The organism is Planctellipticum variicoloris (assembly GCF_030622045.1).
Classification (GTDB): domain Bacteria; phylum Planctomycetota; class Planctomycetia; order Planctomycetales; family Planctomycetaceae; genus Planctellipticum; species Planctellipticum variicoloris.
In genome coordinates this window covers 307144-319190 of the sequence record NZ_CP130886.1, presented here as the reverse complement: position 1 = coordinate 319190, position 12047 = coordinate 307144, and the positions used below count along the sequence as shown (strand labels likewise).

Genomic DNA, 12047 nt, shown 5'->3' with positions numbered 1-12047 from the left:
GCAAAAAAGACCCGCCCGTCGAGGGGGGCGCGACGGGCGGGCAAACCACTGCAGCGAAGGGGGGCGCAGCGGTTATCTCACGCGGGGGGTGGCCATGAGCTGGGGTTGCGGATCGAAGATCCATGCCTGCTGTCGTCCGTCGGCAAGCTTGAGCGTCAGGACTTCGGCGATCATGCCTTCATTGCCGGTCGCGGGGTCCGTGCCGGGTTTGGCTCCGAGCTGCGCGGCGATGCGGCGGATCTGCGGATCATCCGGCGAATCGAAGCCCCCGACGGTCACGATCGATTGAAAGCGGTCGTGGTAGACGTAGGCTTCGAACTGCCGGGCGCGGAGTGCGTGGGCCAGTTGGGTGGCGTCCTCGCCGGCCCGGTTCAGGTCGTAGGAATCGGCGTCGCGGGGCTTGGCCAGTTTTGCGTCGAAGCGTTCTTCGTTGCTGGCGAACATGCTGTTGCCGAGCGGCGTGACCGAGCGTCCCGAGAACGTCGCGACTTTGACCGTGTACGGTTTCTTGAGGCTGACCAGCGCATTGTCGATTCCGGAGTTCAACGCCAGAACTTCGGGGTCGGGCTTCCGCTGCAGCACGTCGCTCGGCTTCAGCAGCGGATTGATCGTCAGGAAGGCTCCGCTGAGAGGACCTTTCCGACCGGGCGTCAGACGAAAGATCCCGCCGCTCTTCTCTTCCTTCAGGAACTTGGGGAAGTACGCCTTGACGTAGCGCAGCGTGTCGTCGGCGATTTTGTCGTCCTTCTTGTTCTTCAGGCTGGCAGACTGTCGGCCGCTGTCGGCGAATGACTCTGTTGCTGAGAGATCGTAGTTTCCCGCGAGAACGCAGATCATGTCGCGCTGCGAGGCATAGATCCGCTGGTCGGGGCGATTCAGGCGATCGATCGTGTCGATCTTCTCGACCTTGCCATCCTGGGCGAAGGTGTAGGCCGGAATGCCGTTGGAACGCAGCTCAAAAACGAGCTCGGCGGCGGCCTCTGCCGCGCTCAGCCCCTTTTCCTTGCGATCTTCGTCTTTCACGTCGCGAAAGCTCGTGACCATGATCATCCATGGTCCGTGCTTGGGGGTCAACTTGTACTCTTTGCCGCGGACGGCCTCGATGGCCGACGCCGGCGAGGCCGCTGCGACCGCCAGGCAAATCGCCAGGCACCGGACCAGGGGGGACAAAGTTCGCACGACAGACTCCATTCCGGAGGCGAACAGAATACGGGGGCGAACGCGATTCGTCCGGAATCGCCGCCGACCCGCAGAATTGACTCAAGTTTTTGACGGGAGATGACGGAACGGCGGGGAAATTAGCAGCAGTCCCCGAGCATGTCCAGCCCCAGTTTCCGGTCTAAAGAGCGCCGATTTCAAACGGCCACTCCGCTCCCAGCACGTCCTGTTGCAGCCGCGTCAGGCGCGCGATCCCGATCTCTGCGAGATCGAGCTGCTGCTGCAGTTTCTCCCGCGAGAACGGCCGGCCCTCGGCGGTCCCCTGGACTTCGATAAATTCTCCAGTCCCGGTCATGACCACGTTCAGGTCGACTTCGGCCTGCGAATCTTCGATGTAATCGAGGTCCAGCACGGCTTCGCCCGCACACACGCCGACGCTCACCGCGGCGATGCTGGAACAGAGGACTTTCTGTTCGGGCGGAAGTTCGCCACGGAGCGTCGCCACGGCGTCGCACAGGGCAATAAAGCCGCCTGTGATGCTCAGCGTCCGAGTGCCGCCATCGGCTTCGAGAACGTCGCAATCGACCGTGATGGTCCGGGCTCCGAGAGCCTTGAAATCGACGGCCGCCCGCAGGCTCCGTCCAATCAGCCGCTGAATCTCGCTCGATCGCCCGTCGAGCTTTTCCCGCTCCCGGCGTTTCCGCGGCGCCGTGCTGCCCGGCAGCATCGAATACTCAGCCGTCAGCCAGCCGGTCGCCAGCGCCGGATCGGCGACTTTTTTCCAGGGAGGCAGTGCGTTTTCGACGCTGGCGGTGCAAAGCACGGTTGTCCGCCCCGCCTGAATCAGCACACTCCCCGGAGCCGCTCCCGTAAAGTGCCGCTGTACGCGAATTCGGCGTAATTCATCAGCCTGTCGTCCGTCGTGTCGCATCGCCTGCCCTGTCCGCTGCTCGTGTCATTGCCGGAATCTTCCGACGGGGCACGGTACCGTGGCCAGGGGGCTTCGCCAACCTTGAATCAAGCGCAGGAGGGCGATCAGATTTCTTCGACGGTTCCGTCGGCCCGGACGCGGAGCGCGGGCAGGGCATCGCGGGGAGGGCGGGAGTAGAGCTTCACGCAGACCGGTTCCGGTCCGACCAGCCCGCGAACCGTGAGAAATGAACCTCCCCCTTCGCCTTCGCTGGAGGAGACATTCCAGCTCACGGCGTCGACGAGATCGAAGCAGCCCTGCAGATTGACGAGATCGAGTTCGAAGCCGGTCGTGCGGGACTGGCCGTCGTGCTTGCCGCCGACGATTTCGGCAAGGCCGAGAAACAGGCGGGCTTCCCAGCCAATTTCCGTCAGTTCGCATTCGCAGCCGACCCGGCCGACGCCGGTGAGGGGTTCGAATAATTCCGCGACGCGCTGGACGAGTCCGGTCAGCCACTCCGGGCGCGGGTCGCGTTCTTCGCGGTCGAGAGCGAAGAGTTCGAGTTGCTTCAGGAGGTGCTGGACAATCAGATGCGAATGGGCCAAGGCAACCGACTCCGACGGGGCGTCCACGCGGGGACGGACAACATGTGAATTCTCTGAGTGGGGAATATCGGGCTGTTCGCTGACATCCGCGGAGCAAAAAGCCGGCTGAACACGCGGCTCGTTCAAATTTCTCCGCCCGGTGCAACGGGAATGCGGGAGGGAGGAAACGCCCCGGTCGTGCCCGCCGCAGCGATCCTGCCCGCGGCGGCGTCCGGGGCGGTCTGGGGAAAAAGGATCATGCGCCGCACCTCCGCCAATCGGAAGAAATGACTGCCAACTCCTTGTACTTCTTACAAATTCCGGCCATCCCAAAGTCTCGCCCGGACTTCGGCACAGCCGGAAAGATCTCCCGCAAGTCTTTTCAATTCCAATGGTTGCAGCCCGACGACGAGGCTCCCGTTGCGTCATTCTGGCCGGCTGGTGCAGATTTTGCTGCAGATTCTGCCGGTCCCGGCGATGGCTGGATGCCTGGCTGGACCGCCGCCTCTCACCAATGACTCCAGACCCGGACTCCGCATGGACGCGCTCTTCCGTGGCATCGTACTCGTCGGCGCCCTGTCCTCCCTGGGAGCCAGCTACACCACCACGAACTTTCACGTGGAGGCTCCGACCCGGGAGTTTGCGCAGCAGGTCGGCCAGGCGGCGGAATACTACCGCCGGGAACTGTCGATCGCCTGGACCGGCAAAGTCATGCGAGACTGGGGCGCCCGCTGCCCCGTCACCGTGCAGGTCGGCAACATGGGGGCAGGCGGAGCGACGACATTCAGCTTCGACCGCGGCGAGGTTTACGGCTGGAAAATGCGAGTCCAGGGGTCCGAGGAACGGATTCTCGACTCGGTGCTGCCGCACGAAATCAATCACACGATTTTCGCCTGCTATTTCCGTCGCCCGCTCCCCCGCTGGGCCGACGAAGGGGCCGCATCGCTGATCGAGCACGAATCCGAACGACTGCGGCTGCAGGCCATTTCGGACCAGGTGCGCGGGACGACGCGGAAGATTCCGCTCCGCAAACTTCTACCGATGAAGGAGTATCCGACCGACCAGCAGGACGTGCTGACGCTGTACGCCGAAGGATATTCGCTGGTGGATTACCTGATGCAGCACGGCGATAAACCGAAGTACCTGCGGTTTCTGAAGTCCGCGTTTTCGGGGAGCTGGGAGACAGCTCTCGAAGAGCACTATGGATTTGCGAGCATCGACCAGCTCGAAGCCCAGTGGGACCAGTGGACGATCGCCGGCAGCCCCCGACTGAACCTGCTGAAGGGAACCGAAGTGGCCGCCGTCGAGCCGTCGACCAGCGCTGCCCCCGAACGACGAATGGCCGCCAGCCCGGCTCAGAAAGAGGCTCCGCCGACAATCCGGGCTCAAACGCCGGAGGGCCAGCCGATTGCCCGCAGCGACGAACCGGCGTCGCGACCCGCCGGCCCGTTGAGCCGCGCCGCGTTGCTGGAACCGCTGCTGCGGCAATCGTTCACGACGGTTTCGCGTCCGTCGCAACCGGCCTTCGGCGCGGTGGCCGATCGGAGCCGAGGAGTGCGATTCGACCCGTAACGTCGGGAGTTCGGAGCGAATCCGAAAAAAAGAAGAGCCGAGTCCCTTCCCAGCGAGCGAACGGCGGTTATACTTCGCAGACCGACGCGGCCAATGGTCGAGTCGTCTTTGTCGCGGGGTGGAGCAGCCCGGTAGCTCGCGAGGCTCATAACCTCGAGGTCGTAGGTTCAAATCCTGCCCCCGCTACTTTTCGATGGTCGCGAAATATGCGTTCCATCCATGGAAGTCAAAAAAAGGTCGACGTCTCCGGACGTCGACCTTTTTGCTCTAACACTAGTTTCTGCCAACACTTCAGGCATCGTCCCAAACCTGGAGGGCTGACGGCGCGGCCGGTCGCCTACTTACCGACCTTGGCCTTCGCCTCCGCCAGTCGCATTTCGCAGTCCTTGCGATATGCCTCAATGTTCGTCTTCGCAATCGCCTGCTCGTATTGCGGAATGGCGAGGACGAAGTCGCCACAGTCGAAGAAGACATCGGCCAGGCCCCGGTGCCAGAAGTGCTCCAGCAGTTCGCCCCGCTGTTCCGGGTCGGCCGCTTCGGAAGCCTTGGCGGATGCCAGGGCTCGCTCCTTGTCGCCGGCTTTCAGCCAGGCCGTCGCAGCTTCTTTCAAGTGCCAGGCCGCGAGACTGGTGTCACGCGGCGCCGTGGCTTCGTAGAGTTCAGCCGCCTGCTTGAACTTCTTCTGCTTGACGTATTCTCCGGCCAGTTGCGCGGCTTCCGAGACTTTCATTTCCTCCCCGGATTTCTTCTTCAATTCACTCCATTGTTCGAGGAGGACCGCCGCTCGACGGGGGTCGTCTTTGAGTCGCGAGTAGACTTCGATCAGGATGTAGATCGTCGCCTCGTCATTGGGCGACAGCTTCAGTCGTTCCTCATAGCGCTTCGTCGCGTCGTTCGTCTTGCCGCGGGCGCGGAGGAAGCCCATCAGCTCCGTGCGGGCCAGCGAACGCTCGGCGGCCTGCTTCGAGCGGGCGATGATGAACTCCAGCGCCGCGGCACAGGGGAGCCAGTTGGAGTCCTGGCGGTAGGCGGCCAGGAGCGCCCGGTAAACCTTGACCCGATACTCGTCGTCGGGGGCGAGCTTCAAGGCCGCTTCGAATGGTTCTCGCGTCTTTGCGTACTCTTTCAACGAGTAGTAGGCGTTGCCGACCCGCATGGCTTCTTCTGCTGATCCGTACTTCGCATCAATTTCGTCCTTAGCTTCGTTAGCCGCTTCATCGGCTTCAGCCACCAGCCGCGGTCCGCGGTCCGATTCGTTCGGAGCTGCCTCCGCTTTGGCCGCCACATCCGGCTGAGGCTGGGGAGCGCCCAGGAGGCCGCTCATCAGCAAGCCAACCGCCAATGCTGTCATTGAGACCATGAATACACCTCCAGAAACCAGAAACACGGGCCAGAGCGAGCGAAGCGATGTTGCTTCGTCATTGACGTCGTCGAGCAGTTCCGCGGGCAGCGCGTAATCCGATGGTTGCTGCACGTGCCGCAGACATTGCTCCAGGAGATCGGCGGCTTCGGCGGCGCTTTGCAGACGGAAGCTCGGCGACTTTTCATGCAGCCGCTCGACCACGCTGGCGAACCAGTCGGGCGTCTCCGGGCGAATGTCGTCCATCGGCCGCGGAGAATGTTCGCACAGGCGACGCAAAACGCCGAACGCGGTCTCTGCCCGAAACGGCGGCCGGCCTGTCCAGAGGGCGTAGAGCACGCTGCCGAGGCTGAACAGGTCGCTACGATGATCAATCCGGTCGCCGCGGGCCTGCTCGGGCGACATGTACTGCGGCGTACCGGCCACCTGACCGGACTGAGTGACGGAGGCATCGTCAACAGCGCGCGCCAGGCCGAAGTCGGCGAGCAGCACGCGTTGCCCCGCCTTTTCGACGAGAATATTGGCCGGTTTGACATCGCGATGGACCAGCCCCTGAGCGTGAGCCGCGTCGAGCGCCTGAGCCGCCTGAACTCCAATTCGCAGCACATCAACCAGTTCGAAGGGGCCGTCGCGATCGAGCTGGTGCTGCAGAGATTCGCACGCCAGATAAGGCATTACCAGATAGGGCAACCGGCCTTCGGCACGCACGGCATGGATCGGCATCACATGCGGATGGACCACGGCCGCCGCCGCGCGGGCTTCGCGGATGAATCGCTTCCGTGCGGCCCCGCTGCCGCACAAATCGGGCCGCAGCACCTTCACGGCCACCAGTCGCTGCAATTCAGGCTGCCACCCCTTCAGAACGACTCCCATCGCTCCATGACCGATCACTTCCTGAATTTCGAGATCATCCAACCGACCGATCGCCCCCTCAGTCTGAGCCGGCAGCAGCACATCGACGATGAAATCACTGGCCTGGAATACCTGCGGGTCGGCGATGACGGGCGGCACGCTGGCTGCAGAATGGGGCGGGCTTTGTGATGGCAGCTCGCGCAGCCATGCTCCCGCCGTCGACCAGTTCTGCGGCGGGGCGGCCAGCCGTTCCAGTTCGTCGCGGCAGGTCGCGCAGATGGAAAGATGCTGCTCCAGTTGCTGCTCTTCCGCGGGCGTCAGCGCGTCATGCAGACACCGGTCGAGCAGTTCGGCGGAACAGACAGGGGGCTGGGGAATCACAGCGAGTCCTCGATCATGACGGTTGTCGATTCCGGTTCAGACGGTCGCGTCGTCCGGGTCGAACTCTTTGGATTTCTCGCGCAGCCGGGCCATCACTCGACTGCGCGCCATGTAGACGGCGCCAGCACTGAGCCCCAGCTCCGCGCAGACGTCTTCAACGGGGCGAGCCTGCATCGCCGTTTCCCGGAATGCCGCCCAGGACGATGGCCGGAATTCGTCGCGAATCTGCTCCAGCGCCCATGCCAGCGCCTGCTGGCGATACTCCAGCTCGGCCGACGCCTGATCCCCCGCCGCGGGGACGCGCCCCACGGCGCCGAGATCCACCTGCGGGCGACGGGTTTTTCTCGCGAGGAACTTCACCGCGGCGTTGCGGGCAATCGTCGTCAGCCAGCGTCGAAACGACGCCGGAAGCCCGTCCGGCTGCCATTCGGAGACGCGCCCGGCCACCGACATCAGCACCTGCTGGGCCACGTCGCGGACGTCGGCCTCCTGCAGCCCGCGCCGACGGAACAAATTCAACAGAAACGGCTCATACTCGGCCAGAAACTGCGTCCATGCCTCTCCGTCGGCCGGATCCCGCAGGCGAACGACGAGGTTCAGTCGAGTCTCGGGAACCTGCATCGTCGCTGCCTCTGCCCGGGGGGTGTCAAATTCGGACGCACGCAGTCCGCATCACCCCTTATAATCCGGTCGGGCGGAGAATCTCACAGAAGATTTTCTGTTCGGCGCTGCGACCGGCTCGCGGTAAAGGACATTGCAGCCTTCGTAACACCGTCAGGGCACCAGAACATGAATTCGTTCTCCGTCCGCTGCATCTTTCGCTGGGACTCCCTGCCAGACCGTCAGGCTGCGCACGTTTACGAGGAACGCATTACGCTGTGGCGAGCCGACAACGCATCTGCCGCAATCGAACTGGCCGATCAGGAGGCGGATCGATACTCCAGCGAGAGCGGGGCAGAGTTCCTCAACTGTTTGCAGGCTTATGAGCTTGCAGAACCCTTCGACGCGCACGGCGTTGAGGTTTTCTCGCTGCTTCGAGACAGCGATCTGGAGCCGCCCGCGTATATCGGCACGTTCTTTGACACGGGCTTTGAACGACAACGGCCCGCGTAACGGCTTTTCGTCGAGCCCCCAACGAGGTCGCGATACGCCACTCCGCGGCGCAAACACGGTCTTCCGATTACAACACATGCAGATCGTCCAGTTCGATCTCCCACCGGTCGTCCTTGCGGACCATCGTCAGCGAAAGCGTCAGATCGGATTCTCCATCTTCCAGCGTCCAGAGTGGAGCGTTGATCGACCACGCGGGCCGTTCCGTTTCGCCCACAGAAACAGCGTCGAGCTTCCAGCCGACATTCGGCGGTGCGACGAGCCTGCGGCCGAAATCCCGGATGATCTCGTCGAGGTCGGCGGCCGTCAGCCAGGATTTTGCGCAGTACCGGACAGCGCCGGGATAGTCTCCTTGGACCAGCAGATTCGCGAGGGAACGGACGACCGGTTCCAATGGTCAGCGTGACATTCGCGTGTCCCCGGAGACGCTGACGATTTCTGCGGATTCGCCCACGCTCACAACCCAGACGACGGACGCCTGAATCTGGCGACTCACGAATTGCCTGTTTGTAAGCATTCCGACTAACATCGTCTTCCTCACATCGGCTTCCGTCAAGCACCTCTGTCGACGCTTCTGCAGATTCGGAAGGGCAGCATGCTTTCGCACTTGCGTCTGTCACGCCGGCATCCCGTTTCCGTCACGACTGTGGCAATTTCTGCGGATGGCAGTCGCTATCTCTGGGGGGGCGGCGATCTTTCCACGACCGGCGTCATCACCGTTTACGACACGGCCACCGACAAAGTGCTGCAATCGCTGAAGGGACATAAGAAGCCGCTGATTCGCGCCCGTTTTCTCAAGGACGACTCGATCGTCTCCTGCAGTTTCGATTCGCACGTCTGCTGGTGGACGGCGGACGGTGACCTGGCGGCCTCGAACTCGGTCCGTCTCGACTACCGCGCCGATGGCTTTGCTCTCGCGAGCAAGGGGCCGGTGGCGATTGTCGGCGACTACCGCGGCAACATTTCGGGCTGGAATCTGAAAGATCCCGCGAAGTCGTTCGCGTTCAAAGCAAACGCAGCCGGCCCGCAGATCTGGGCCGTGGCGCTGGATCCCGCCGGGAAGCAACTGCTCACCGGCGGCGCGGAGGGAAAGCTTCGGCTCTGGGACCTCGCCAGGCAGCGCTTGAAGTGGGAGCTGGACTTCGGCGTGGGGCGCCATATTCAGGGGCTCGACTGGAGCGCGGACGGCAAGCACTTTGCCGCTGCGATCGCACCGGATGGCCTGGCGCCGAAGGAGGCCCGAAGCCGGGTCGTCGTCTTCAAGGGCTCCACGTGCGAGGAGGCCCACTCGCTTTTGATGCAGGGCCATCAGCCCCTGTGCTGCGCGTTCAGCCCCGATGGGAGACTCATTGCCGTGGGGGGCGGCGGCACGGATCGGGGAGGGAATGAAACCAAGAAGAATTGCGTCATTCACCTGTGGGACGTTGCATCGGGAGAGCCACTGGAGGATCTGGCCGGCCATACGGGGCAGGTCCGCGATCTGGCGTTCTCACCCGATTCCCGCTGGCTGCTGTCGGGCGGCTGGGATCAGACAGTTCGAGCGTGGTCGCTGAGCGATGAGGAGTGATCGCGGGCGAGCCGGTCAACGCGATCGATACGGCCCGGGGACGATTTCCGGCAGTCGATCTTCGGAGCTGGCGACAGGGGGCTCCGGCTGCTCGTCGGCGTTCCCCAATTCGACGGCCTGCTGAATGCCTCGGTCCACGAAATCGCGAACCGCGTCTGCGATTTGCGGGAGTCGGCCGGAGCTCGCCGCACCCGCGACGAACAGGAGCACGAGGGGGAGGACAACGGGGATTCGCCACTTCGGGCGAAAACGTCGGACCGGAGCTGGCGACCAGGCGTCAGCATACGCCACACCCCGGGCCGCCCGCTGGACCGGGGGAACATCTGGAATCGAGGCCGGGGGTGAGGAAGCAGGTTTCATGGCAGGAACGGCGGAGGTTACGACGAATTCAACCGGCGCGGGGCGTCTGGCTGGCGGTGGCGCCGATTTGGCGGGCGCAGGGCGTTCAAGGGGTGGCGGCGTGTATGGGATTGGCGCCGGACGCTCGGCGAGTGCTGCGAATTTGCCCGGCGCAATTTTTATGATTTCGTCACGCGCCCAGTCGCAGGCCCGGATGTATGTCTCCAATTGGCCCAGCAACCATCTTCTCCCCGGCTCGTGGACAAGCCGATTCCGCGTTCTCGCGATTGATTTCAGCTTTCTGAACAGTTCGGGCGGCAGCAGGCGCCTGACGCTGACGGCCTTTTCAAACAGCCCGCGCCCGCGGGCTCCAAGTTGCTCCAGCAACTGCTCGAGTTCCTTACAACGGGTGATCGCGATCTCATACGGATTCATAGAGCCCAGACCTCCTTGACCAGATGGACCGCGGGATCTCTGAAAGCCAGCGTGACCGGCATTCCAGCGGACGGGGAACGCCTGACAGGTTGTATCGTGAAGTGTGCGTTCTGGTTCAGAAGAGGCAAGCGGACTCGGGTCGGCCCGGGGAAGATTTCCGGAGAGTCCGGTTCTGGTCTTCGTGTCCCGAGTGGACGATCCGACGGCGGCTGAGCACCGCCAAGATCCACAAGCCTATTCCATCAAAGGCTGTCGATGGGTTATCCTCTGCCTCTCCCGTTTCACATCCACGAGTTTCAGCGAGACAGGGAATGGACGCTGGCGACGAACGCCTGAGATCCACGAGTGCCACTGCATTGCCGACGGGGCTGGAGCTCTCCACGCCCGCCCTGACGCTGCGCCGCCGGTCGTTCCTGCAGGTCGGTGCGCTCGGTCTGGCCGGACTGGGAGTCGGCGGATGGTCGCTCGATCAACTTCTCCGCACCGAAGCTTGTGCGGCGGCGCTCGACCCGGCGGTCGTCCGAGGCAAGTCGGTCGTTTTCCTGTTCCTGCATGGCGGCCCGAGCCAGATTGAAACCTTCGATCCCAAAGGGGACGCGCCGGTCGAGATCCGCAGTGCGACGGGCGAAGTCTCCACCCGACTGCCCGGCATCACCTTCGGAGGCACGCTTCCCAAACTGGCCGGTCTCGCCGACCGGTTGACCGTCGTCCGCTCGTTTGTCGCCGGGAACGGCAATCACGACATCAAGCCGATCGTCGGTCCCGCCACTGGGCAGGCGAACCTGGGATCGATCTACGCCCGCCTCGCGGGTGGGAATAATCCCAACAGCGGCATGCCGACGAACGTCGCCCTCTTTCCGCGCGCCGTCGATCCCGACGCCGGGCCGGAACAGAACAACTTCGGCCGGTTCGACGCGACCGGGCTGCTCGGATCGGCGGTAGCGCCGTTCGTTCCCGGCGGCAACGGCGAGCTGCAGAAGGCGATGAAGCTGGCGCTGCCGCGCGAGCGGTTCGACGATCGCCGATCGCTCATGACGGCGCTCGACGGCGCCCGGCGCAGTTTCGAATCCAACGATGCTCAGTCGGCTCTCGATGCCTATCAGCGGCAGGCGTTTGAAACGATTCTCGGGGGAGTTTCCGAGGCCTTCGACCTGCAGCGGGAAGATCCGCGATTGATCGCCCGTTACGACACCGCGCCGCTGGTCCGCCCGGATCAGATCGACAAGAAATGGACGAATTACAAACACTACGTCGACCACAACCGGACGCTCGGCAAGCTGATGCTGATGGCCCGCCGGCTGTGCGAAGCCGGCACGCGGTTCGTCACCGTCACGACGAACTTCGTCTGGGACAATCACGCCGATCAGAACAACGCGGGTGCGGTCGAAGGGATGCGATATTGCAGCGTAGCGCTGGATCATGCGGTCTCGGCGTTTCTGGAAGACGTCAACGATCGCGGATTGAGCGACAAGATTCTGCTGGTCGTCGTCGGCGAAATGGGCCGAACGCCCCGCATCAACGCGCGCGGCGGAAGGGATCACTGGGGCGGCCTGGCCCCGCTGCTGCTGGCGGGCGGAGGGCTGCCGATGGGCCGGGTCGTCGGCCAGTCGACCCGCGACGGGGGCGGCCCGCTCAGCGAACCGATCACAATTCCGCACCTGGTCTCGACCATCTTTCACACGTTATTCGACATTCCCCGGCTGCGGCTGCGGGCCAATATCCCGGCCGAAGCGGCCCGCGTAATTTTTGCCTCCGATCCGATTCCGGGACTCTGATCGT

The 12047-nt window shown here is 63.5% G+C and carries 10 protein-coding genes and 1 tRNA gene; 5 read left to right on the top strand and 6 right to left on the bottom strand.

The window, feature by feature from the left end; genetic code table 11:
* Positions 1–72 precede the first annotated feature (72 nt).
* The 3 genes from SH412_RS01265 to SH412_RS01255 all read right to left on the bottom strand — a co-directional run bounded on the left by SH412_RS01265 (position 73) and on the right by SH412_RS01255 (position 2673).
* Positions 73–1179 (bottom strand): hypothetical protein, encoded by a 1107-nt coding sequence (locus tag SH412_RS01265; RefSeq protein WP_336521689.1) that lies wholly within the window; start codon positions 1177–1179, stop codon positions 73–75.
* A 160-nt stretch (positions 1180–1339) separates the two neighbouring features.
* The gene (gene rph / locus SH412_RS01260; RefSeq protein WP_336521688.1) at positions 1340–2089 is read right to left on the bottom strand and encodes a ribonuclease PH; all 750 of its coding nucleotides are present in this window, start codon (positions 2087–2089) and stop codon (positions 1340–1342) included.
* A 104-nt stretch (positions 2090–2193) separates the two neighbouring features.
* The gene (locus SH412_RS01255; RefSeq protein ID WP_336521687.1) at positions 2194–2673 is read right to left on the bottom strand and encodes a hypothetical protein; all 480 of its coding nucleotides are present in this window, start codon (positions 2671–2673) and stop codon (positions 2194–2196) included.
* Between the two features lie 516 nt (positions 2674–3189).
* Between SH412_RS01255 and SH412_RS01250 the strand changes: the two genes are divergently transcribed.
* Together SH412_RS01250 and SH412_RS01245 are read left to right on the top strand one after the other, a co-directional pair.
* Positions 3190–4224: a gluzincin family metallopeptidase gene (locus SH412_RS01250; protein WP_336521686.1), complete on the top strand. Its 1035-nt coding sequence runs from the start codon at positions 3190–3192 to the stop codon at positions 4222–4224.
* Between the two features lie 112 nt (positions 4225–4336).
* A tRNA-Met gene (locus SH412_RS01245) sits at positions 4337–4410 on the top strand.
* 151 nt (positions 4411–4561) lie between these two features.
* On the opposite strand, the gene SH412_RS01240 is transcribed toward SH412_RS01245, so the two are convergent.
* Positions 4562–6817, bottom strand: coding sequence for a serine/threonine-protein kinase (locus tag SH412_RS01240; protein ID WP_336521685.1), 2256 nt, complete (start codon positions 6815–6817; stop codon positions 4562–4564).
* A 36-nt stretch (positions 6818–6853) separates the two neighbouring features.
* Positions 6854–7438 carry an RNA polymerase sigma factor gene (locus tag SH412_RS01235; protein WP_336521684.1) on the bottom strand — a complete coding sequence of 195 codons (585 nt, stop codon included), beginning with the start codon at positions 7436–7438 and terminating at the stop codon, positions 6854–6856.
* A gap of 168 nt (positions 7439–7606) precedes the next feature.
* Here SH412_RS01235 and SH412_RS01230 point away from each other — a divergent pair, with 168 nt between their 5' ends.
* On the top strand, positions 7607–7930 hold the full coding sequence (locus SH412_RS01230; protein ID WP_336521683.1) for a hypothetical protein: 324 nt from the start codon (positions 7607–7609) through the stop codon (positions 7928–7930).
* Between the two features lie 67 nt (positions 7931–7997).
* On the opposite strand, the gene SH412_RS01225 is transcribed toward SH412_RS01230, so the two are convergent.
* Complete coding sequence (locus SH412_RS01225; protein ID WP_336521682.1) at positions 7998–8321, bottom strand: DUF7668 domain-containing protein; 324 nt, start codon at positions 8319–8321, stop codon at positions 7998–8000.
* Positions 8322–8522: 201 nt separating this feature from the next.
* Between SH412_RS01225 and SH412_RS01220 the strand changes: the two genes are divergently transcribed.
* Both SH412_RS01220 and SH412_RS01215 read left to right on the top strand, forming a co-directional pair.
* A complete protein-coding gene (locus tag SH412_RS01220; protein ID WP_336521681.1) occupies positions 8523–9494 on the top strand; it encodes a WD40 repeat domain-containing protein in 972 nt (323 codons plus the stop codon).
* A 1085-nt stretch (positions 9495–10579) separates the two neighbouring features.
* Complete coding sequence (locus tag SH412_RS01215) at positions 10580–12043, top strand: DUF1501 domain-containing protein (protein ID WP_336521680.1); 1464 nt, start codon at positions 10580–10582, stop codon at positions 12041–12043.
* The last annotated feature ends 4 nt before the right edge of the window (positions 12044–12047 follow it).